The organism is Streptomyces sp. G7(2002) (assembly GCF_028870195.1).
GTDB lineage: Bacteria > Actinomycetota > Actinomycetes > Streptomycetales > Streptomycetaceae > Streptomyces > Streptomyces nigrescens.
The window spans coordinates 1,582,619-1,604,790 of sequence record NZ_CP102609.1 but is presented as its reverse complement, the minus strand read 5'-3'; the positions used below and the strand labels follow the sequence as shown (position 1 = coordinate 1,604,790).

At 69.6% G+C, this 22,172-nt stretch carries 16 protein-coding genes; 7 read left to right on the top strand and 9 right to left on the bottom strand.

All coding sequences use genetic code 11. The features are described from left to right. Positions 1-54: 54 nt before the first annotated feature. Both NUT86_RS06095 and NUT86_RS06090 read left to right on the top strand, forming a co-directional pair. Positions 55-783 carry a class I SAM-dependent methyltransferase gene (locus NUT86_RS06095; protein WP_274733968.1) on the top strand — a complete coding sequence of 243 codons (729 nt, stop codon included), beginning with the start codon at positions 55-57 and terminating at the stop codon, positions 781-783. Beyond that, positions 780-1,301: a DedA family protein gene (locus NUT86_RS06090; protein WP_109888021.1), complete on the top strand. Its 522-nt coding sequence runs from the start codon at positions 780-782 to the stop codon at positions 1,299-1,301. Before NUT86_RS06095 ends, NUT86_RS06090 begins: the two co-directional genes overlap by 4 nt. A gap of 134 nt (positions 1,302-1,435) precedes the next feature. On the opposite strand, the gene NUT86_RS06085 is transcribed toward NUT86_RS06090, so the two are convergent. Further along, a complete protein-coding gene (locus NUT86_RS06085; RefSeq protein ID WP_274733965.1) occupies positions 1,436-2,452 on the bottom strand; it encodes an ArsR/SmtB family transcription factor in 1,017 nt (338 codons plus the stop codon). Positions 2,453-2,639: 187 nt separating this feature from the next. Between NUT86_RS06085 and NUT86_RS06080 the strand changes: the two genes are divergently transcribed. Beyond that, entirely contained in the window at positions 2,640-2,894 is a 255-nt protein-coding gene (locus tag NUT86_RS06080; RefSeq protein WP_159490753.1) for a hypothetical protein, read from the top strand. A 225-nt stretch (positions 2,895-3,119) separates the two neighbouring features. Then, entirely contained in the window at positions 3,120-3,392 is a 273-nt protein-coding gene (locus tag NUT86_RS06075) for a hypothetical protein (protein ID WP_274733961.1), read from the top strand. Between the two features lie 97 nt (positions 3,393-3,489). Here the strand turns inward: NUT86_RS06075 and NUT86_RS06070 are convergent, their stop codons facing one another. After that, positions 3,490-4,452 carry a helix-turn-helix transcriptional regulator gene (locus NUT86_RS06070; RefSeq protein ID WP_274733959.1) on the bottom strand — a complete coding sequence of 321 codons (963 nt, stop codon included), beginning with the start codon at positions 4,450-4,452 and terminating at the stop codon, positions 3,490-3,492. 95 nt (positions 4,453-4,547) lie between these two features. On the opposite strand from NUT86_RS06070, the gene NUT86_RS06065 reads away from it, so the two are divergent. Both NUT86_RS06065 and NUT86_RS06060 read left to right on the top strand, forming a co-directional pair. Then, positions 4,548-5,300, top strand: a complete 753-nt coding sequence (locus NUT86_RS06065) for an alpha/beta hydrolase (RefSeq protein ID WP_274733957.1) — start codon at positions 4,548-4,550, stop codon at positions 5,298-5,300. 148 nt (positions 5,301-5,448) lie between these two features. Further along, positions 5,449-6,093: a DNA alkylation repair protein gene (locus NUT86_RS06060; RefSeq protein ID WP_274740388.1), complete on the top strand. Its 645-nt coding sequence runs from the start codon at positions 5,449-5,451 to the stop codon at positions 6,091-6,093. Between the two features lie 117 nt (positions 6,094-6,210). Here the strand turns inward: NUT86_RS06060 and NUT86_RS06055 are convergent, their stop codons facing one another. The 7 genes from NUT86_RS06055 to NUT86_RS06025 form a co-directional block, all read right to left on the bottom strand. Further along, entirely contained in the window at positions 6,211-7,131 is a 921-nt protein-coding gene (locus NUT86_RS06055; RefSeq protein ID WP_229838675.1) for a trypsin-like serine peptidase, read from the bottom strand. A gap of 159 nt (positions 7,132-7,290) precedes the next feature. Next, positions 7,291-10,440, bottom strand: a complete 3,150-nt coding sequence (locus NUT86_RS06050) for a BTAD domain-containing putative transcriptional regulator (RefSeq protein WP_274733954.1) — start codon at positions 10,438-10,440, stop codon at positions 7,291-7,293. A gap of 145 nt (positions 10,441-10,585) precedes the next feature. Continuing rightward, on the bottom strand, positions 10,586-11,812 hold the full coding sequence (locus NUT86_RS06045) for a cytochrome P450 (RefSeq protein ID WP_148588052.1): 1,227 nt from the start codon (positions 11,810-11,812) through the stop codon (positions 10,586-10,588). 196 nt (positions 11,813-12,008) lie between these two features. Next, the gene (locus tag NUT86_RS06040; protein ID WP_018093239.1) at positions 12,009-12,551 is read right to left on the bottom strand and encodes a Rieske (2Fe-2S) protein; all 543 of its coding nucleotides are present in this window, start codon (positions 12,549-12,551) and stop codon (positions 12,009-12,011) included. 263 nt (positions 12,552-12,814) lie between these two features. Continuing rightward, positions 12,815-14,947, bottom strand: a complete 2,133-nt coding sequence (locus tag NUT86_RS06035; RefSeq protein WP_274733951.1) for a S9 family peptidase — start codon at positions 14,945-14,947, stop codon at positions 12,815-12,817. 384 nt (positions 14,948-15,331) lie between these two features. Beyond that, a complete protein-coding gene (locus NUT86_RS06030; protein WP_159490767.1) occupies positions 15,332-16,126 on the bottom strand; it encodes a carbon-nitrogen hydrolase family protein in 795 nt (264 codons plus the stop codon). A 58-nt stretch (positions 16,127-16,184) separates the two neighbouring features. Next, the gene (locus tag NUT86_RS06025; protein WP_018093236.1) at positions 16,185-17,597 is read right to left on the bottom strand and encodes a class I adenylate-forming enzyme family protein; all 1,413 of its coding nucleotides are present in this window, start codon (positions 17,595-17,597) and stop codon (positions 16,185-16,187) included. Between the two features lie 1,668 nt (positions 17,598-19,265). Between NUT86_RS06025 and NUT86_RS06020 the strand changes: the two genes are divergently transcribed. Continuing rightward, positions 19,266-22,118 (top strand): AAA family ATPase, encoded by a 2,853-nt coding sequence (locus NUT86_RS06020; protein ID WP_342456227.1) that lies wholly within the window; start codon positions 19,266-19,268, stop codon positions 22,116-22,118. The last annotated feature ends 54 nt before the right edge of the window (positions 22,119-22,172 follow it).

Sequence of the window (22,172 nt, the reverse complement as noted above, 5' to 3'; positions counted from 1 at the left end):
CTGACGTGTGACGCACACGGCCGCTTCGCATCCTCCCAGGAATGTCTTTTCTTGATGAATGAGCACACTTCTCACCACCGTGCCCGGGCTCAGCGTACGACTGAAGGATGGACCTTCTTGGTGGAGTCGATACGGAACCATCGCACGGTCGGTTCCATCGCCCCCAGCAGCAAGTCGCTGGCCAACATGCTGGCTGACCCGTTGCTGAAGCGAGCGCCGCGGAATTCGAATGTCCTGGAAGTAGGCGCGGGTACCGGATCGGTCACACGAGTTCTGCTCCCTCAGATACCTCGGGGAAGCCGGCTGGACATCGTAGAAGCGAACCCCCATTTTGCCGCACATCTGCGTCGCCTGGTTCGCGGCAACCCGGACCTGCTGGAAAAGCAGGAGCACGTGCGCGTCCACAACACATTTGTCGAACAGCTCACCACTGACTGCCGCTATGACGTGATCGTCTCCGGCCTGCCGTTCTCCAACTTCGCCCCCCGGCAGGTCGAGGAAATCATGGGCCGCTACTTGGAACTGCTCCGCCCCGGGGGCACTCTCACCTACTTTTCCTATTGCGGCAGCCGCTGGGTCCGCGCCTTGCTGACATCCCGCCCAGAGGCCCGCCGTCAGCGCGACGTCAAAGATCTCCTGAATCAGTACCACAACCAGTACGCGGTCGGCTGTTGGACCGTGTGGGGAAATCTGCCACCCGCACAGGTGTGGCAACTGCGCCGACCCATCGATACGGTCAACGCCTCCGACTTGTTGACCGTCCGGTCGGACATATCGCGATGAGTGACCTCACCACTCTGCTCAGCCAGATTCCCCCTGCCACCGCCTATACGGTGCTGGCCGCGGCAATCATCGCGGAATCCATTTTGCTGGTGGGTGCCGTCGTCCCCACTCTCGCTCTCATGCTCACCGCGGGAGCCTTGGCCCGTGCCGGCAGCATGAACCTGTTGTGGGTCATCGGAGTCGCTGCCGGTGCTGTCGTGATCGGGGACGCTCTTGGCCATCGAACCGGTCACCTGCTGGGAAATCGCCTACGCACCGGGAAGCTTGGCCGCCGCATTCCTGCCTCGGCGTGGCAGCGGGCGGAAACCCTCATGAACAAGCGCGCCGGCCAAACCCTCCTGATCTTCCGCTTTGTGCCGGTCATGCGGACCCTTGCCCCGCACCTGGCCGGCGTCGTTGGCCTGCCGTACCGCCATATCGCCCCGTACAGTGCCCTGGCCTCGGTCACGTGGGCGAGTGTGGAAAGCGGTGCGGGCTACACAGCAGCCTTCTCCGCCCAGCACCTCTCCGCGATCTGAGGGCCGTAGCCGGTCAGAGCCGCATTGCTGGTCTTCCGACACCGCCTGCGCCCGAACTCCGGTGCCGGAGAAGGCAGGCCGCAGCCGTCCCGCGTGTGCAGCGGATAGGGGCCGGGGGGCTCAGGCTGTCGGGGTCAGGGTGTGGTGCTTGTCCCGTCGAGGAGGGCGCGTCCCTGTGGGGTGATGGTGTGGTGCACGGTGTTGCGGTGGCGGGTGGTGGAGACGAGTCCGGCCTGCCGGAGTACGCCGGTGTGCTGGCTTGCGCTGGACGGCGAGATGGACAGACGACGGGCGAGGTCGGTGGTGGTGTAGCTGTCGACGAGTGTGGCCAGGATGGCCGCGCGGGTGGTTCCCAGGAGGGCGGCGAGGGCCTTGTGCGAGGCTGCGGGCCGAGGCGGGGACCAGATGCTGCGGATCGTCGCGGGATCGCGCGGCGCGGGGTAGATGAGCAGGGCTTCGGCATCGGTCGCGGGTGCGAACAGCTGCGGTACGGGGCCGCAGAACAGTGAGGGAGCCAAGACCATGCCCCGGCCGCCCAAGTGGTACCCGTAGTCGTCCGGTCCCTGCCAGGGCCGGTAGTCCGGCAGTTCCAGCACGGGCGGCTTCCAGCGCAGATACGGCGCGAGGCTCTCCAGCGCGGCGCCTACTCCGTGGGCGGCCATCAGCTTGCCCACCAGGTGCGCATGGGCGCTCAGGTGCTGGTGGATGCGGTCCCAGTAGGGGGCCACGGATGCGGCGTGGTAGTCGGCAAGGCCGTTCGCCAGCCGCTCGACCACCACACCGTCGCCCGCACCCGGGTGGGACAGCCAGGACGGGCGGAGGCGATCCAGCCGGGCATCAGGAGACAGCTCGGCACGCAACTGCGCGCGGGGCGCACTCAGCAGGCGCTCGCGCCCTTCCTCGATCGAGGAAACCGGCCCCAGCAGCGTGAAGAGGTCGACCATCCACCCCTGCGGGCTTGCCACGAACGCCGCAAGCTGCCGCGCGTCCGGCGGCACTCGCGGACGCGTGCGTCTGCGCCACCCGTCGAACAGCACCTTCTCCTCGCGCCGCTGCAGCATCCGCAGGCTCAGCTGGGTCTCGGCCAGCGGCCCCAGTAGTGCCACCCGGGTACGGGCGAGATCCTCCAGCGTGAACCGGATACGCAGCACTGAATGCCCCTGACCCGAACAAGTCGAAACCCCCGGACCACGGTTATTCAGCTATGCCTGCACGTCGTTGTCGAGCCGGTTCCTGGCCAGGGATGCTCCTTGAGTCGCCAAACGGCAGTTCGCCGGTGGCGACCCGGTGCACAACGAGCACGCCAACAGACAACGCACTTCGACCGTGAGGGGAATCATGCGTACACGAATCTGGCTCACCAGCGTCGCCATAGGAACCGCTGTGTTGACCGGCGCCACTGCCACCGCCACCGCCCAGGCAGCACCCGCGCACTCCGAGACCGCAACGTCATCCAGCACGGCGCTGGGATGGATCTACGTCGGTACCTACATCAGCAAGTCGTCCTGCCAGGCGGATGGGGAGAACTCCGCCCAAGAGTGGAAGTGTGTGAAGGCGCCAAGCGGTAAGTGGCACCTGTACGTCTGGAGCTGATGAGTCACCGGTCCTCGTGGCGCGTGTCCCTCCAGGGCACGCGCCGCACTCCCAAGGGCGGCTCGCCGACGGGCTGTTCACTGAGGCCCGATCCCCAGCAGCCCGGACAGCGTCTCTGTGCCATCAACCGATGACCGATGACGCTCGCCCTAAGACACGCCAACAGACAGGCACCACAACAGACAGGCACCACAACAGACAGGCACTTCGACCGCGAGGGGAATCATGCGTACACGAATCTGGCTCACCGGTGTCGCCGTAGGAGCCGCCATGCTGACCGGCGCCACTGCCACTGCCGCCACCGCCCAGGCAGCACCCGCGCACTCCGAGACCGCGACGCCATCGACTGCCACGTCCTCCAGCACGGCAACGGGCTGGTACCCCATCCTCTATCCCTCCAAGTCGGCCTGCCAGGCGGCCGGGGAGGAATTCGGCGAACAGTGGACGTGCGTGCTGCTGCAGGGCAGCGGAAAGTGGCGCCTCTACATCTACAGCTGACTGCTTACCGGGTCCCTGACGGCGCGTATCTCTAGCAGCATGCTCGGCGTTCTGATTCTCCGGCCACTGCCAGTGGGTGCCGAGATGGAGCCGATGTCTACTTCGGAGTGTCCCCGAGGGGGCGTTCGGCGGCGGCCGTGAGCTGTCGGGCCAGGTCTTTGAGGGATTGGCGCAGTTGGTCGGGGCTGTGGATGGTGAAGGGCCATTCCAGGGAGGCGAGCAGGCGCGCCACGCTGTCCAGCTGGGCGGCCTGCGCGCGCATCAGTACGCCGGTGGGTGTGGCGGTGAGGGTGACGATCGTGCGGGGCAGCCGGCGCGCGATGTCCTCGATGGGGCCTTCGATCAGTACCTCGACCTGCCACGGCGCGGGTGTCCGGGCCAGGGATGCGGTGAGGTGGGTGACCGGGTCGAAGTCGTCGGGGGCGGTGAACGTTGCTGCGCCGGTCGTGGCGGAGGTGATCCGGTCGATGCGAAAGGTGCGCAGGCCGTCACGGAGGTGGTCGTGACCGACGAGGTACCAGCACCCGGAATGGAAGACCACCCCGTACGGGTCGACATCGCGCTCCGTGTGTTCCCGGTGCCAGGAGCGGTAGCGCAGCCCGACGGTGTGACCGGAGCGGCATGCCTGCGCCAGGGTCAGCAGGACGCCGGCTTCGGGGGCCTGCGCGAGCACCGTGTTGGTGGTGAAGGACAGGGTGTCCCGCATGGCGGCCAGCGGTGCGCGCAGAGGGTCCGGGAGCACTCGTTCGATCTTGGCAAGGGCGCCGGCGCCGGCGGGAGCGGTGGTGCCCATGCCCAGACGCTCCCCGGCGAGCAGGCCCAGCATGACCACGAGGGCTTCTTCGTTGGTGAGCATCAGCGGTGGCATCCGGTAGCCGCGGGCCAGCCGGTAGCCACCGAAGCGGCCCCGGTCTGATTCCACCGGGATGCCCAACTCGCGCAGGCGTGCCGCGTAGCGCCGCACCGTGCGCACATCGGTCCCCAGGCGGTCCGACAGCTGTGCACCGGTCAGCCCTGGGTGTGTCTGGAGGAGTTCCAGCAGGGCCAGTACGCGCGTCAAGGGGTATGACATGGATCACTCGGCATTTCAGGGCGGAAACTGTCCTGTATGGACTCTACTCTCGCCGCAACCCCTGAAATCCAAGGAGAAACCGCATGGCTACCTTCGTGCTCGTCCCCGGCGCCTGGCTCGGAGCCTGGGCATGGGAGGCCACCGCCCAAGCGCTGCGGGAGCGTGGGCACGTGGCGCTGCCGATGACGCTGACCGGCCTGGGCGAACGATCCGGCCTCGCCACCCCGGAGGTGGGCCTGGACACTCACATCGACGACATCACCGCGTTCGTCGTGGAGCGGGACCTGCACGAGGTCACCCTCGTGGCGCACAGCTACGCGGCGGTCCCCGTCACCGGCGCTGCGGGCCGCCTCGGGCCGCGGCTGGAACGTCTGGTCTATGTCGACAGCGCCCCTTTCGCCGAGGGCACATGCCTGCTCGACGTCATGTCGGACGACGTGGTGGACCAACTGCACCAGCAGGTTGCCGAGCACGGAGACGGATGGCGGCTGCCGTTGCCGCCCTTCGAGCTTCTCAGCGCGTTCAGCACCCTCGAAGGGCTCGACGAGGACCAGCTCGACCTCATGCGCACCCGGGCCACGCCCCAGCCCTTTCGCACCTTCGCACAGCGGCTGACCCGCCCTGATGATCTCGGCCCCGATGTCGACCACGTGGTGGTTGCCTGCCACGACGCCAAGGCCCTGCTGGATGCCGGGGTGCCGACGCTGGCCTTCCTCAACCAGCCACCGTGGCGGCGCTTCCATCTGCCCACCGGGCACTGGCCCATGCTGTCCACCCCCGTCGAACTCGCCACGACCCTCGACGCGGTCGCCTCTTCCGGAGGCTCCGGACGCTGACAGCGAGGGCCTGCTCCGCTGCGTGCCGTCTCATGGCCGGCGTGTACGACAGGAGGCCGATTTCCGTCGTAGGCTGAATTTCGCTGGTGAGGGACAGGAGGCTCAGGTGGCCGGGACGACGCCGACCGGGACGACGGTGGCCGAGGTGATGGCCGAGCTGGCCGGGCTCGAGGACCCGAAGACGCGCGCGGTGAACGAGAAGCACGGTGACGATCACGGGGTGAACCTCAGCAAGCTGCGCGCGCTCGCGAGGCGGCTGAAGACGCAGCAGGAACTCGCGTGCCGGCTCTGGGAGACGGGTGACACCGCGGCGAGACTGCTGGCGATCCTGATCTGCCGCCCGAAGGCGTTCGAGCGTGACGAGCTGGACGTCATGTTGCGGGAGGCACGGACACCCAAGGTGCACGACTGGCTCGTGAACTACGTGGTGAAGAAGAGCCCGCACGCCGAAGAGCTGCGTCGGGCCTGGTCCGCCGATCCGGATCCCGTGGTCGCGAGTGCCGGCTGGGCGCTGACGACCGAACGCGTGGCGAAGAAGCCCGAGGGTCTCGACCTCGCAGGGCTGCTCGACGTCATCGAGGCGGAGATGAAAGACGCCCCGGATCGCCTCCAGTGGGCGATGAACCACTGTCTGGCTCAGATCGGGATCGAGCACCCCGAGCACCGCGCCCGTGCCCTCGACATCGGTGAGCGCCTGGAGGTGCTCAAGGACTACCCGACTTCCCCGGGCTGCACTTCTCCGTTCGCGCCCATCTGGATCAGCGAGATGGTGCGCCGACAGCACGATAAGTAGGAGGTGCGCGTTCGGCAGGCGTCGCCTGGTGACGCCTGCCTGTGGTGCGACCGGTGGCCTGGCCTGGCCTGGGTGCCCGCGCCTCTGTGGCCGGGCCTGGGTGCCCGCGCCTCTGTGTCAGCCGTTCTGGGCCCGGTCGTACACCTTCTTGGCTGTGGCTCCCAGCACCTCTCCCTGCATCTCGGTCGGTGTCAGGGAGTCCAGTGCACTGTTGACCGAGACCAGGACGCCCTTGCCGGTGGTGGCGTTGAAGTCGGCCAGCCACGGGCCGCCGCTGGAGCCGCCGCTCATGTCGCAGGGGATGGCCTGCACGCCGCTCTTCTTCTTCGCCGTGCCGACGCAGCGGAGGAGTTCCTCGCCGAGCTGCGGGCGGGTGGCGGAGTAGCCGAAGGCGGAGATGGTGCCGCCAACGGGGCGGTTGAAGGCGATGTCCTGGCCGCCCACGACATCAGTGAGCTTGCGGCCGCTCTTGTCGGCGTCGACGACCAGCGTGGACAGGTCGTCGGTGGAGTCCTGCTCCCAGCTGCGCGGGGTCACGGCGTCGCGGACCGCGAACGCGCCGTAGGGCATCTTGCCCTTGCTGTATCCGGGGACGAACACCATCGCGATGTTGGTGTTGTAGGGAGAGGAGCCCCGGCGCACGCAGTGTGCCGCGGTCATCACGGCGGAGCGGTTGGCGCTCTTGACGGCAGTGGCCGTGCACCAGGTATCGGCACCGTTCGCGTTGACGAAGAAGAGCCGCCCGACGGTCTTCATGGCGGTGCCCTGCCACGGCTTGGCCTTCGGTCCGGTCGGACCGAGGTCCACGGACTTCCCGACAGCCTTGATGCGGGCGGGTGTCCAGTAGTCGAGGGCTTCCTTGCGTTCCTTGGCGGTGTACGTCAGGACGGAGACCGGGTCGGCCGAGGCGGGGCGGGCCTGGCCCGCTAAGGCCGTTGCCGGGGTCGGGGCAGAGAGGACGAGGGCCGTACCGGCCGCGGCGAGTCCCATGGAGCGGCCACGACGACGACGGATGACGGAAGTGGATGTCTTGGACATAGGGGATGTCTCCTTGGTCGGTGCAGGCAGCGGACAGGGGATGTCGGTCCGCTCTGCAAGAGAGGCGGACCCGCCTGTATCGGTTGCGTTTCCGGCGATTTGTGACACAAGCGCGCGGATGCCTGACGTGCGGTGCGACGGGCGGTGCGGGGCGAGCGGCTACCCGCCGGAAGCGAGCGTGACCTCGACCAGCTGGGACCAGCTGGTCCGTGTCCCCTGCCGAGTCGCCTCGGCGAACCGCGCGTCGCCGAGGCGGCGCCGTGCGGTCTGCTCTATCCGCGCCACGTCCGGGTGGGAGCGGTCCGGCAGTCCGCGCACTCCGGCGCTCGCCGCGAGCAGCCGCGCGGCCTGCTCGTGCTCGTCGCGGCGCAGTGCCAGATCCGCGACCCCGACGAGCACCTGCGCGATCAGCGGCGCGTGTCCCGCCTCGGACGCCGCCTCGCAGGCCGCCGCGCGGTGCGCCCGGGCTTCGCCGGGGTCGTCGGCGAGGTAGCCGAGCAGGTCGTGCGTCACCGCGCGGAGGCTCGCCTGCTCCGCCTCGTCGCCCAGTACGGCCGCCGCGACGCCGAGTTGCCTGTGCGCCTCCTCGGCGTCGCCGTCCCACCGGGCGAACTCCGCCTTCGCGAAGGCCAGGAAGGCCAGCGCACCCGGCCAGGTGACCCGCTCCGCGCACCGTTGTGCCTCGGCGATGGCGGCCGCAGCGGCGTCCTTGTCGCCCAGTAGCCAGTGCAGCCGCGCCTGTCGCGACCGCATGCGCATGACGTCCTCGGTGGCACCGATCTCGGTGACGACCGCGATCGCCTCCTCATAGTGTGCGCACGCACCGGCGAAATCTCCGCGCACGGCGATCCGTTCCGCCAGCTCGGTCAGGGCGAACGAGATCCCGAACCGCTCGCCGAGCGCCCGGAATTCGGCGAGCGCCTTCTCCAGGTAGGCGTCCGCGTCCTGTCCGTCATGACCGAGCACGATCCGCATCTTGCCCAGGTGCAGCCGGGCCAGCGCGCGCGCCCAGGGGTCCTCGTCGTCCAGCAGCGGTTCGAACGCGGGCAGGAACGCGTCCGGTGCCTGGAGCATGCGTTCCAGCGGGGCGACGAACCCGATCAGCGGGTGGCCGCCCGGACTGCGCCGGCTGAAGCGGTACGCCTTGTGGATCCACTCCGCGGCCTGGTGTTCGTCGCCCGGTCCGGAGGTCACGAACAGCACGACCAGGCCGTACACCGTGGCCCGGACGTCGTCGGTCACCTCGCCGGGCGTCCTGGTGGCCGCGGTGATCAGCTCCATGCCCTCGGTTTTGTGCCCGCTGAGCCACCAGTACCAGCCGGCGCCCGCCGCGAGCCGCATCGCCGCCTGCGCCTCGCCCGCCGCGAGCGCTCCACGCATCGCGGAAGCGATGTTGTCGTGCTCGGCCCCGAGCGTGGCCAGCCAGTCCAGCTGCTCGGCGCGGCGCAGATGCGGCTCCGCGGTCTCGGTGAGCTCGGTGAAGTAGGCCAGGTGCGCATGGCGCGCCAGGTCCGATTCCCCCGCCTCCGCCAGCCGGTGCCCGGCGTACTCCTTGATCGTGCCCAGCATGCGGTAGCGCGGGGCGCTGTCGCCCTCGGCGAGCAGCAGCGACTTCTCGGCCAGCGCGGTGAGCAGTTCGAGCACCTGCTCCTGCTCGACGGCGTCGCCCGCGCAGACCCGTTCGGCCGCTTCCAGGCTCGCCCCGCCGGAGAACACCGAGAGTCTGCGCAGAACCCTCCGCTCGGCGTCGGTGAGCAGCTCCCAGCTCCAGTCGACCGCGGCGCGCAGCGTCTTGTGCCGCGGCAGCGCGGTCCGGCTGCCGCCGGTCAGCAGGCGGAAGCGGTCGTCGAGCCGGCCCGCGAGCTGGTCGACGGACATGGTGCGCAACCGGGCCGCGGCCAGTTCGATCGCCAGCGGCATCCCGTCCAGCGCGCGGCAGACGCGGACCATCGTCGCCAGCGTGGGGGCGTCCACGGCGAGATCGCGGCGCACCGCCCCGGCCCGGTCCCGCAGCAGTTGGACGGCGGGTGAGGACTCGATCTCGCCCGGTCCCGCGTCCCCCTCCGGCAGGGCCAGCGGCTCGACCGGCCACAGCGCCTCCCCGGTGATACCGAGCGGTTCCCGGCTCGTCGCCAGGATCCGCAGCCCCCGGCACTCCCCGAGCACCCGGTGGGCGAACGACGCCGCGGACTCGATCACATGCTCGCAGTTGTCCAGGATCAGCAGCGCCTCCCGCTCGCGGATCGCGGCGACGATCCGGTCCGTCAGCTCCGCGTTCGGGGCCCCGCCGAGCAGCGCGTCCCGCAGGCCGAGCCCGGCGAGCGCCGCCTGCGCCACGTCGCCGTCCGCGCCGATGGCGGCGAGCTCCACCAGCCAGGCCCCGTCCGGCAGTTCGCCGAGCAGCGTGCGCGCGGTCTCCGTCGCCAGCCTGGTCTTCCCCGAGCCGCCCGGCCCGGTCACGGTGGTGAGCCGGTGCCCGGCGATGAGCTCACGGACCGCGGCGGTATCGGCGCCCCTGCCGACGAAGGTGGTCAGCTCGGCGCGCAGGTTGGTCCTGCGGCTCGTCTCCCGCCGCCCCAGCTCGCCCCGCAGCAGCGCGAGGTGGACAGCGGACAGTTCCGGCGAGGGGTCGGCGCCCAGCGCGTCGGCCAGGGCCTCCCTCGCGCGCTGGTACACCAGCAGCGCATCGCTGTCGCGACCTGCCGCGACCAGGGCGCGCATCAGCGCGGCGACGAACCGTTCCCGCAGCGGGTGCGCGGCCACCAGGTCGGTCAGCTCCGTGACCCTCTCCGCACCGCGTCCGAGGGTGATCTCCGCGTCGAACCGCTCCTCCGTGGCGGTCAGGCGCAACCCCTCGAACCGGCCGACCGCGGCGTCGAACGCGGCGCTGTCCTGCAGACCGACGTCCTGCATGGCCGCACCGCGCCACAGTTCGAGGGCCTCGCGCAGCAGCCGCACCCGCCGGGAAGCGTCCTCGGCGCAGGCCTGGCCCGCGATGACGAGGCGTTCGAACCGCACGGCGTCGACGGCGTCAGGCTCCACCGCCAGCCGGTAGCCGTCCGGCCGGCTCTCGACCACCCCGTCCGGCAGCGCCTTCCGCAGCCGGGAAACCAAGCGCTGCAGGGCGTTCGTCGCCCCGGCGGGCAGGTGCTCCCCCCAGATCCAGTCGACGAGCGACGCCTTCGGGACCACGTGCCCCGGCTTGAGCGCGAGGGCGATCAGCAGTCCGCGCAGCCGCGCGCCCGGCACGTCGGCCCATCCGCCGTCGTCCGTGCGAACCTCGAACGGACCCAGCATCCCGATCTGCACCCGCCGATTTTGCCATGGGCGTTCGGCAGCCAACCAATTTCTGGCGCTCTGCGGGAAGTTGCCGTGGTGAGGGCCCCTGTGCAGGCGGGTCCGCCGCGGCCCTGAAGGCGCGCTCCTGCACGGGTGACGCGCTCGGCCGGCGGTTTTACCGGGCCGTTTCCGTCCAGGTGACCGGCAGCTCGTGGACGCCGTAGATATTCATGTCGCTCTTGAGTTTCACCTCGTCGGCGGGGATGGCGAGCTGGAGGGTCGGGAAGCGGCGTAGCAGCCCCTCGAAACCGGCGCGCATCTCGATGCGGGCGAGTTGCTGGCCCAGGCACTGGTGGATGCCGTGACCGAAGGACAGGTGACCGCGGGCCTTGCGGTGGATGTCCAGGGTGTCGGGGTTGTCGAAGCGCTTCGGATCGCGGTTGGCCGCCAGCAGCGAGATGACGACGGTCGATCCCTCGGGGATGGTTTCACCGCAGAGTTCGATGTCCTCCGTGGCGTAGCGATAGAAGATGTCGGCAATGGACAGGTAGCGCATGAGTTCCTCGACGGCGCCGGGCATCAGGTCCGGGGTGGCGCGCAGTTCGGCCAGCTGCTCGGGGTGCTCCAAGAGCGCGAAGGTGCCCAGTGCCAGCACATTGGCGGTGGTCTCGTGACCCGCGAGCAGCAGCAGGAAGGCGATGCCCGTCAGCTCCTCGATGGTGAGGTCGTCATGGCGGGCCAGGTCGGACAGGATGTCTTCGCCGGGGGTGGCGCGTTTGCGCGTGACCAGTTCGGCCAGGTACGTGGTCAGCGCGGTGTACGCGGCTATCTTCTCGTCGAACGACTGGTCCTTGACCAGGAACTTGGCGGAGTTGACCTGGAAGGTCTCCCGGTCCGCGTAGGGGACACCGAGCAGTTCGCAGATCACCAGCGAGGGCACCGGCAGCGCGAACTCCTTGACCAGGTCGACCGGCGGGGCAAGGCGCGCCACCTCGTCCAGCTGCCGCTCGGCGATATCGATGATGTGCTCTTCGAGCTGCTTCATGCGTTTGACGGTGAAGGCGCCGGTGAGCTTGCGCCGCAGCCGGGTGTGGTCCGGCGGGTCCATGGCGACGAACAGGCCCGGCACCTGAGGGGACGGTTCGGTGGCGGCGGGCATGTTGGGGGTCTCGTACGGCATGTGGAGAATGCCGATGTCCTGACGGGAGCTGAACCGGGTGTCGGCCAGGAGCTGGCGGACCGCGTCGTAGCCGGTGACGATCCAGCCCTCGTGACCGTCGGGGAAGACCATGGGACTGACCGGGCGGGCCTCACGCAGCCGGGTGATTTGGCTGGGCGGGTCGAAGGGGCCCGCGTCGCGCTCCGTGGAAAGGCCGTGCGGGGTGGCGACCGTCTGACTCATCGGATGTCCTTTCGTGGCGGTTGTTGCGGCCACAAAAATCGCCGACGGCCCTGACATACGGCTGACACGGCTCTGACACCGACCATGCCGCCCGGCGCGACGTGGGTGGGTCCTGAACGGTGCCCGTGACACCCGCCCGCCGTGACACCCGCCCGCCGGGGTTGTGGCCCGGCGGGCGGCCGGGTGGCCGGGGGCGTCAGCCGAGGGTGACCGAGCCGCCCTTGACGGTCACCTTGGCGGGTGCCAGCGCCTTGGTGGCGGGGCCGGTCTTCACGCTGCCATCGGTGATGTCGAACTTGCTGCCGTGGCACATGCAGTTGATGGTGCCGCCGGCGACCTCGCCGACAACACAGCCCGCGTGGGTGCAGATCGCGGAGAAGGCCTTGATCTCGCCGTCCTGGGGCTGGGTGACGACGACCTTCTCGCCCTTGAAGATCTTGCCCCCGCCCTTGGGGATCTCCGACGTCTTGGCGAGGGTGGGGCCACCCTCCCCACCGGCGGCACCGTCGCCCCCGCTCCCTCCGGTGCCGCCCGAGCCGCTGTCGCCCCCGCCGCTCGTCCCCGGGGCGGCCTGCTCGTCACCCGCTGCCTTGGAGCTGCCGCTCCCCGCGTCCTCCATGCTGCCGCCGCAGGCCGCGAGCGCGGCCGTGAGCCCGGCCGCGCCGACCGCCGCGACGACGGCCCGCCGTCCCGCTCCGCGCCCCGCCGGCGCCGGGCCGGTCTCCTCCGTCGCCGTCATCGCTTCGGTCTCCGTCCGCTCCGACGCTGCCTGTCGAGCCATGGTGTGCCTCCGGTTCTTGGTGGTGCCTTCGGTGCGCGATGTGCTCCATGGACGTTGCACAAGGTCCATACGGAGCCGCCGCCCGGAGCGTTCAACGCGGCCCTGCGCCATCCGCCGGAGCGGGCTGTGGACGGCGGACGGCGGACAGCGATGGCCGGACGGCGGACGGCGGATGACGGATGGCGGATGGGTGCGACGGAGGCGGGCGCGAGCCGGCCGCGTCAGCCCTGGTCGGCGCGCTCTTCCAGCGCCTTCAGCAGGAAGTCCCGCTGGAAGTGCAGCAGCTGCGCATTGACCGCGTCGTCGGCCGGCAGATGCGTGGCACCGGGCAGCGGCAGCACACTGTGGGGCTTGCCCGCCGCGAGCAGCTCCGCCGAGAAGCGCAGGGTGTGCGCGGCCGCCACATTGTCGTCCGCGAGCCCGTGGACCAGCAGCAGCGGACGGCTCAGCAGATGGCCGTGGCCGGCCAGGGAGGAGCGCACATAGTTCTCCGGCTGTTCCTCGGGGTCGCCCAGGAACCGCTCCTTCCAGTGGGTGTCGTACATCCGCTGGTCGGTGGGCGGGGCGCCGGCGACCGCCGCGTGGAAGATCTCGGGGCGGTGCAGCACGGCGGCCGCGGCCAGGAACCCGCCGAACGACCAGCCGCGGATCGCCACCCGCGTCAGATCCAGGTCGGCGTAGCGCGCCGCGGCCGCCCGCAGCGCGTCCACCTGGTCCTCCAGGGCGGGCGTGAGCTGGTCGCCATGAATGGTCTTCTCCCAGGCCGGGCCCCGGTTCGGGGTCCCGCGCCCGTCGACCACCAGCACCGCGAACCCCTGCTCGGCGAACCACTGCGACACGTAGGTGAACCATCCGCGGGCCCGTCCCACGAGCTGTATGCCCGGTCCCCCGTACGGGTCGAGGAGCACCGGCAGCTTTCCGGTGCCCTCCTCGTGCCACGACGGCAGGTAGAGGGCGCCGCGCAACTCCCGTTCGCCGAGGGTGAGATGGACCGGGCGCGGGGTGACCGACGGCTCCTCGGCGAGCGAGGTGAGGACCTGGTACGGCGGGTCCCCGGCCGTCTCGTCGCCGCGCAGTACGCCCACCTCGCCGCCCCGCAACGTCTCGCCCGCCAGGACGACCGTGCCGCCCCGCGCCACGCCCGTGTACCTGCCGGGCTCCCGGCTCAGCCGGCGGTTGCCGCGGCCGGGCTCATGGCACCACACATGGGTCTCCAGCGGATCCTCGCTCGCCGTGAACAGCACCCGCTCGTCCTCGACCCCGAGGACCGCGCACAGCTGCATCCCCTCCGGGGTGACCCGCCGGCCCCCGACGGTCAGATACCGGGTGTCGCCCTCGTCCTCATGGAGCACCAAGGCGCCCGACGCCGTACGGGCCGGGGTGCCGTCGATGATCTCCACCCACGCCGGATCGGTCCGCTCGTGCAGCACTTCGGTGGCACCGGTCTCCGGATCGACCGCGAGCGTGCGCACCACGCGCTGGTCGCGGCTCTGCACGGTGATGAACGGACCGTGCGCGTCCCAGCCGGCCGCCACGACGTACTCGTACGCCTTACGGTCCCACTCCACCTCGACCCGCTCCCCCTCCAGCGAGAGGAGCTGCAGGGCGACCTCCGCATTGGGGGTGCCGGCCGCCGGATAACGGATCGCCTGCGGCGGCTTCGTCGGGTCGGCCGGATCGCTGACATAACGCCGTTCCACCGGGCCGGTGTCGACCCTGGCCACCAGGACGCGGCGGCTGTCCGGTGCCCACCAGTAGCCGCGCAGCCGGTGCATGGACTCGGCGGCCACGTACTCGGCGAGCCCGTAGGAGATCTCCGGACCCTCCGCACGGGCCAGCTGACGGTCGGCGCCGGCCAGGTCGACGACGTGGAAGCAGCGGCGGCTCACATAGGCGATGTACCGGCCGTCGGGGGAAGGACGGGGGTCGATCACCGGACCGGCCGCGGGGACCGAGAACGGGGTGCCGCCGTCGGTACGCACCGCCCACAGGGCCCCCGACAGCGCGAACGCCACCAGACGGGCGGCCTCGTCCGTCGCGTACGACACCACTCCCACCGTCCGCTCGCGGGCGCGCTCCCGGAGGAGTCTCTCCTCCTCGGGGACCGCGTTGGGACCCGCCTCTACCAGGAGTGCCGGATCGGCCAACAGCCGTTCCGTGCCGTCCTCGTACTGCCACAGCCGGCCCACGGGATCGGTGCCCGAGAGCGTACGGACGAAGAGCACTCGCCGGCCGTCGGGGGAGACGGTGAAATGCCGGGGTACCCCTAGGGAGAAGCGGCGGCTGCGGGCGAACTGCCAGGGAAAATCAGCGGAGTTCGTGGACTGCTCGGATGTCACGGTGCTGCTGGGCAAGATGCTGTCCTCCAGATGCTGAAAGCGTTCCGGTCTGCGGTGGTCCCGGGCACGGCGATCCCTGGAGGCAACCTAGGCACAGTCCGGATTCAGGCGAAAGGCCCGGCAGCTACCTATGGGTGCGCAGCACTGAGCGCCGGTACCTGACCGGGCACAACCGGTACCTGACCGGGCACAAAGGGAATCTCCAGCGACGGGACGAAGCCGTGGCCGATGGGGGAGCGGGCCGTAGCCATGAGCCGTACGGTCACGCCGTGCGTGAGGGCGGGCCGCTCCCGGGAATCGTCGGGAACGACGATCTCGGTACTTCCTATCACGGGGTCCCGCTGAGGATCACCTGGTTTGTGTCGGGCCTTTGGCAGGCCTTTGGCGGGACCGCCGGGGTCAGCTCCCGTACAGCTCCGGGCGGCGGTCCCTGAGGTAGGGCGTGGTCCGGCGCGCCGAGGCCAGCGTGGCGGGGTCGGCCTCGCCGAAGAGGAGCTGGTCGTTGCCGGATGCGGCGGGGCCGAGGCACTCCACCGTGCCGTCCGGGGCGGCGATCGTGGTCCGGCCGCAGAAGCGCAGGCCACCGTGTTCGCCGCTCCAGTTGGCGTAGGCGATGTAGAGCTGACTCTCGAAGGCGCGGGCGGGCACGATCGTTTGGGCGACGAAGTCCCATGGGCTCATCAAGCCCGTCGGCACCAGCAGCAGATCCGTGCCCGCGAGCGCGTGGGCCCGCACGGCCTCGGGGAACTCGACGTCGTAACAGATCAGCATGCCCACGGTCAGGCCGCCCAGGGACGCCTGCACCACGCCGCTCCCGCCGGGGGTGAACAGCTCCTGCTCGGCCCGGCCGTAGAGATGCGCCTTCCGGTAGACGGCCAGCGGCCGCCCGTCGCGGCCGACGAGCCGCACCGCGTTGTAGAGGTGCGTACCGTCCCGCTCGGGCCAGCCGTGCGCCACCGCGATCCCGGCCTCCCGTGCGATCTCGGAGACCGCGGCGCACTGCGGGCCTTCCGCGGGGCCGGCCGACTGCGCGAGGGCCGCGTACTGCAGGGGGTAGCCGCCGACCGTCATCTCCGGAGCGATCAGCAGCTCGGCGCCCTCGGCGGCCGCCTTCCCCGCGGCGTCCCGCAGCCTGTCGAGGGTCTGCTCGACATCCGTCGCGCCACAGGCGGTCTGAAGGCAGGCGATCTTCACTGCGTACGTCCTCCGGGGATGACACCCGCCGGCAGTGCCGAAGCCGCCGGCGGTGAGCTCACCGGCCGTGGGCCCGGGCGAGGTGCTCCAACTGCCGTTTGTCCGGCTTGCCGTTGCGGTTGAGCGGGAAGTGATCGAGCACGACGACTCGGTCGGGGTGCTCGTAGGCCGCCAGCATGCCACAGAGCCGCTCGCGCCAGTACGCGTCCTCCTGGCCCTGGTCGTCCTCGACGAAGAAGACGAGCTGAGCGCCACGCCGCTCGTCGGGCAGGGCGACGATCCTGGCCGAGCAGCCCTGGGCCGCCACGCTGCGTTCGATCAGCTCGGGATAGAGGGTGTAACCCATGCGGTGCACCGCGTACTTGCGGCCGAGGACGAAGAGATTGCCGTCCGCGTCGAGGCGGCCGAGGTCGCCGGTGCGCTGCCAGCCCTGTGGCGAGGGCTGCAGGGTGCCGTCCTCGGCGAGATAGCCCTCCAGCGCGTCGGGGGTGTTCACCTCCACCTCGCCGGGCTCGCCCGCGGGGACCGCCCGGCCCGCATCGTCGACGACGCGCACCTGGATACCGTCCATCGCCTGCCCGCACGCCACCGGGTTGTCCGGTGTCGCGAACGCGATATTGCCCAGCTCCGTGCTGCCGTAGCTGTCCAGCAGCGGCCGGCCGAATTCCGCCGCGTACTGGCCGACCAGCGGATCGTCCAGCGGCGCCGCGCCGACGCAGAACATCCGCGCCCGCTCCAGCCCGGGACGCAGACTCGGCTTCCGCGAGACGAGGTTGAGCATGCTGCGGTAGCTGGACGGCGGGGCGTCGATGACCGTGGCCCCCGACTCCTCCGCCATCAGCAGCGCGCGGTCCAGCCTCTTGTACGGGGCGATCACCAGCGAACACCGCTTCAGCCAGGCGATCAGCACCATGGAGAGGCCGTATTGGTGGGCGAACGGCAGCAGCGGCAGCAGGACATCGTCCTCCCGGTGCCCGACCTGCGCCGCGTTCCGTTCGAGGTTCTTGAGGAACTTGCGACCCGACTTGACCACACCCTTGGGCGTGCCGGTCGAACCGGACGTCCACATGATCAGGCCGTCGGGGAGCTCGCACCAGGCGTCGACGGTCAGCGGCTCGTCCGCGATCTGCCGGCCGGCGGCGGACACCAGCAACTCGTAGAGGTGCACGGCTTCCTGGCTGCTGTCGAGCGGTGAGTCCTCGTCGCTGAGGACGAGTTTCGTACCGGTGCGCAGGATGATCTTCCGGGTCTGCTCCGCATGCTCCTGCTGGTCGATCAGCACGATCGACGCGCCGATGTGCATCAGCCCGAGGAGCGTCGCCACCCAGGCGGCCGAGTTGCCCGCCTTGAGCATGACCCGGTCCCCGGGGCCGACGCCCCGCTCACCGAGCACCTGCGCGATACGGAGTGCGTCGTGCTCGAATTCGGACAGGGTCCGCACCGAGTCAGGGGCAAAGATCTTTGCGTTCACTGGTCGCACGCTTCCTTCCTCGTGGGCAGACCTCACATGCGGCATCACTACGGAAATCGAGCGGGAGCCGCCCAGCCGACAGGGCAGGGCACGTGCCTCACCTACGGCGAGTCTGGAAGCGGCGGCGCGGGGAGGGAACCCTTATCCGCACCCCTAAGGTCCCTTCTCTTGCCGCTCCGGCCTCGTGCCGTCCCCGGCCGGAATTCCGTCACGGGCCAGGTCCACCAGGGGCGTTGTGCCGAGCCGTGTGGCGGGTGCCGGCGCCACCCGGCCAAGGCCGTCGGCGCGGAGGGGATGGGGGTCCACGCGGCGGGGTTCGCACGGTGGTGTTCGCACGGCTGTGTTCGCCACGGACTGACCACCGTGACCGCGACATCCGACGGTGCCCTCGCTGAGGCCGTCACGCTCGATCTTGCTTTCCCGGAGCTATTCCGCCTGCCGGAATTCCGTCGGGTTCGCCTTCCTGCCCGGCGCCCGTGACAGGTCGCGCGGAGCCATGACTTGGTATTTCCGGGAGAGGTGGCCGGCGGCGGCCTCCCGCGGAGAGGTGACGGCAACGGAGGCCGTGGCGCGGCGCGCCTTCTCCGCACAGCGACGCGGTTCGCGATGGGTTACTCGAAAGTCAGCTCACGCACTCACTCTGGGTAGCGATACGTGCACACGAGTCAAGCCCGAGTCAAGGCCGGACATGCCAACTTCCCACCCCTCGCCGCTGATTGCGCGGATCGATGTGGTGGTCACGGTGCGACCGGCGGCGAGAAGTGCCCGCCGGTCACCGGTGTCATCGTCCTGCGGCTCATCGCCGGGACGTTGCGGGAGTTTCGGCCCATGGGCTCCCGTGGCGGTGTGCGATCCCCTATTGGTTGCTCCGGCACACTTTTACGTGACCCTTACTCAGGAGGCCTTGCGGAAGACGCCGAAGGGTGAGAAGCGCGGTCGGTGCGTCATGTGAACATCTGGCGGCGATGTGTGGTCGGCGATCGGTGGAAGCGGTTGTTCCGGTGGGCGAACGGGGCGCTCCGGATGGTGTGGTCGGCTCGTATTTGTGCAGGTAGCGCCAACGAAAACTGCGGAATCATGAATTCCGTGATGGTGCACCCGCTCCCGGAACCTTTAATTCCGCGCCGGTCGGGCCGGGTCCGGAATCCATAATTCGCGAGAATGTAACGTCGGTGGTTGGCGTACACTTAGAGGCCTTGGTGTGACTGCCGTCACACCTGCTCTGCTTGAACCCTAGGGGTGTGATCGTTCATATTATTGGTGGTAGTGCCTTTGCGGCATGAAAACGTGGCCTTTAACGTCTCTTGATCTTCCCTTGTCCGGGCTTCAAGTGTGCGTTCTCGGCCGCTCGGGGGCCGGACTTTCTCGCGGATATCTGTTTTCCCCAGGCGCTTTGAGCCTGAATTTCTGGCTCTGCGGCAACCTGAGGCGGTGTGGAACTGTATCTCCATACGCGATGTTATTGTCTTGCCTTTTGTTGCTTCTGAAATGCAATATTGACTCCTGAGTCAAATTTTATAACTGCGGTTGATTGGTGTTCGCCGAATTGCACTCGGCGGCCGGACTGTATGTGCGGCGGGGAAATGTTGGCGACGATACGCTTTCCGGTGACGGTCATGGTATTCACGTCGTCCGGCGCTGCAGTCGTTCAAGTAAATATTGTGGGGAATGTGCATTACCTCGGGTAGAAGAGGTGTGCCTGAGGTTCTTCTTTCGGGGAGGAAGAGCTGCATGGGGTTAGTGGAACGTGACGCGGTTGTTGCGGAGCTGCGCACAGCATTGAGTGACAGTGCCAAGGGGCGCGGCAAGGTAGCCGTGATACGAGGGGGAATCGCCAGCGGTAAAACTGCCCTGCTCAGAGCGTTCGAGGAACATGCGGTGGCCTCCGGTGCCACGCTGTTGCGGGCCTCGGGCGCGCCCAGCGAGCAATCGCTCCGCTTCGGTGTGATCGAGCAGTTCTTCAGCGGGGCGACCACCCCGCCGGAAGCCTCCGCGATGCTTTCGCACCTGACCGGCCTGGACGCGCCGCAGGTGGGAGGTGAGCTGTCGTCCGCTGCGCGGTCCGGGACCAGGGATGCGCACGACCTGTGCGTCGGCCTGCTCGAACTGAGCAGGAAGGGGCCGCTGGTGATCACCGTGGACGATCATCAGTTCGCCGACAGCGCCTCACTGCAAGTGCTGACCTACCTCCAGCACCGGATCGGGACGGCGCGGGTGATGCTGCTGCTCAGTCAGGGGACCGAACCACCGTCCGAGCTGGTCGCCGAGGCGCTGAGACAGCCGTACTCCCGGCAGTTCACGCTGTACCCGTTGTCCCCGGAAGGGGTCGGGCAGCTTCTCGCCCAGCGGCTGGACTCCTCGGCCGCCCTCCGGCAGGCACCCGGCAGTTACGCACTGACCGGCGGCAACCCCCTACTGACGCGCGCGCTGATCGACGACAGTCTGGCGCCGGGCCCGGAAGCGTCCGCCGGAGCGGCGGACGGACCGGTCACCGGGCAGGCCTTCACCAGGGCCGTGATGGCGTGCCTGCACCGCGGCGGCCCCCAACTGCTGCGGACCGCACGGGCGATCGCGGTGCTCGGCGAGTTCGCCGCCCCCGCGCTGCTGGCCAGATTCCTGGACGTCCGGCCGTCGGTGGTGGGCGGCGCGTTGGAGGCCCTGGAGCTGGCGGGACTGACCATCGACGCCCAGTTCCGTTACGAGGGCACCCGGGCAGCGGTACTGGACGAGCTGACGCCCGAGGAGCGTTCCGCACTGAACCGCCGCGCGGCCGAGCTGCTGCACCACGACGGAGTGGCGCCCTCGGACGTGGTGGGCTACCTCCTGGCCGCCGGTGAGGCCGACGAGCCCTGGGCCGCCCGGGTGTTGCATGCCGCCGCCGATCAGGCCCTGCCGCACGCGGAGCAGGCACTGGCGCTCGGAAAGGTGGCGGAGGCGGTGCAGTACCTGGAGTTCGCCAGTCGCTCCTGCGGCGACGAGCACAAGCGCGCCATGCTCACCGCCCGGCTCGCCTGGGTGCAGTGGACGAGCAGCCCGGCGGCCGCGACCAGACACCACGGACCCTTGCAGACGGCGCTGGAGAAGGAGCTGCTCAGCGGCCGTGAGGTGATGCGGCTGGTCCGTTCGCTGGCATGGCACGGCCGGCCCAAGGAAGCGGTGCGCGCGCTGGAAAGCCTGGGCGCCCCGCCCGAGGGCGACGGCTCCCGGGACCAGGCCGAACGGAAACTGACCCGCCAGTGGCTCTCCCGCTGGCATCCGCAGATCTTCGCCCAGGTCGAACGGCACGCCGCGATGTCCGAACCCCCGGGTTCCCCGGGCCCGGCGCGCAGACCGCAGACAGCCGTTCTTCCTCGTGGCACGGGAAACTCGTCGGCGGTCGAGGGGGCCGAGCAGGTGCTGCAGCGGGCCCGGGTCAGGGAAACGCCGCTGGCATCCGTGATCTCCGCACTGCATGAACTCCTGGCCGCCGAGCGGTTCGAGCGGGCGATGTACTGGTGCAACGAACTGCTCCAGAAGGCCGAGGGGCAGCACGCCGCCGCCTGGCGTGGCGTGCTGCTGGACACCAGGGCCGCGGTCAGCCTCCGGCTCGGTGATCTCGCCGATGCCGAACGGGACGCCTGCAGCGCCCTGACCGCCCTCTCCGCGCGGAGCTGGGGCGTGGCGATCGGTTCGCCGCTGTCCCACGCGGTGCACGCCGCGACGATGCGGGGCCACTTCGACAAGGCCGCGGAACTCCTCAACCAGATGATCCCGCAGGCCATGATGGACACCCGATACGGGCTGCAGTACCGCACAGCTCGTGGGCATTTCCATCTCGCGACGGACCGCCCGCACGCCGCGCTGGAGGATTTCGAGGCCGTGGGCGATCTCGTGGTCAAGTGGAAGCTCGACCATCCGATGACCCTGCCCTGGCGCGGGGACCTGGCCCAGGCCCTCGTCCGGGTCGGCCAGACCGACCGGGCCAGGGAACTCATCAAGGACCAACTACGCATGATCGGGCCGGACTCCACCCGGATGCGGGGTGTCTCGCTCGGAATTCTCGCCTCGGTCAGCGATCTCAAGCAACGGCTGCCCCTGCTCGGCGAGGTGGTCGATCTGCTGCAGGCCGGCGGGGACCGGTACGAACTGGCGCGGGCGTTCGTCGAACTCGGTCAGGTCTGGCAGATCCTCGGCAAACTGGACCGGGCCCAGCTGATCCGGCGCCGGGCGCTGCAACTGGCCAAGAGCTGCCATGCCGAGCAGCTGTACGACCAACTCGTCGCGACCAGGGAGCCGCTGAACAGTGAGGCCACCCCGAGCCAATGGGAGGACGCCGAGGGCATGGCCGTGCTGAGCGAGGCCGAACGCCGGGTCGCCGCGCTCGCCGCGCTGGGGCGGACGAACCGGGAGATCGGCCGGAAGCTGCACATCACCGTGAGCACCGTGGAACAGCATCTGACCAGGGTGTACCGGAAGCTGAACATCAAGCGCCGGGCGGATCTGCCGGTCGGACTTCCGGCGGACATCGCGGATATCGCCTGAGCGCAGGGCCCGTGAATGCCAATTGCCGGTGGTAGCACCGGAGTTGGTGTCCCA

Bases quoted from the DNA above. Each gene is read 5' to 3' on its own strand.
- NUT86_RS06095 (WP_274733968.1), top strand. From the start codon at position 55: ATGAATGAGCACACTTCTCACCACCGTGCCCGGGCTCAGCGTACGACT.
- NUT86_RS06090 (WP_109888021.1), top strand. From the start codon at position 780: ATGAGTGACCTCACCACTCTGCTCAGCCAGATTCCCCCTGCCACCGCC.
- NUT86_RS06080 (WP_159490753.1), top strand. From the start codon at position 2,640: ATGCGTACACGAATCTGGCTCACCAGCGTCGCCATAGGAACCGCTGTG.
- NUT86_RS06075 (WP_274733961.1), top strand. From the start codon at position 3,120: ATGCGTACACGAATCTGGCTCACCGGTGTCGCCGTAGGAGCCGCCATG.
- NUT86_RS06065 (WP_274733957.1), top strand. From the start codon at position 4,548: ATGGCTACCTTCGTGCTCGTCCCCGGCGCCTGGCTCGGAGCCTGGGCA.
- NUT86_RS06060 (WP_274740388.1), top strand. From the start codon at position 5,449: ATGGCCGAGCTGGCCGGGCTCGAGGACCCGAAGACGCGCGCGGTGAAC.
- NUT86_RS06055 (WP_229838675.1), bottom strand. From the start codon at position 7,131: ATGTCCAAGACATCCACTTCCGTCATCCGTCGTCGTCGTGGCCGCTCC.
- NUT86_RS06045 (WP_148588052.1), bottom strand. From the start codon at position 11,812: ATGAGTCAGACGGTCGCCACCCCGCACGGCCTTTCCACGGAGCGCGAC.
- NUT86_RS06040 (WP_018093239.1), bottom strand. From the start codon at position 12,551: ATGACGGCGACGGAGGAGACCGGCCCGGCGCCGGCGGGGCGCGGAGCG.
- NUT86_RS06020 (WP_342456227.1), top strand. From the start codon at position 19,266: ATGTGCATTACCTCGGGTAGAAGAGGTGTGCCTGAGGTTCTTCTTTCG.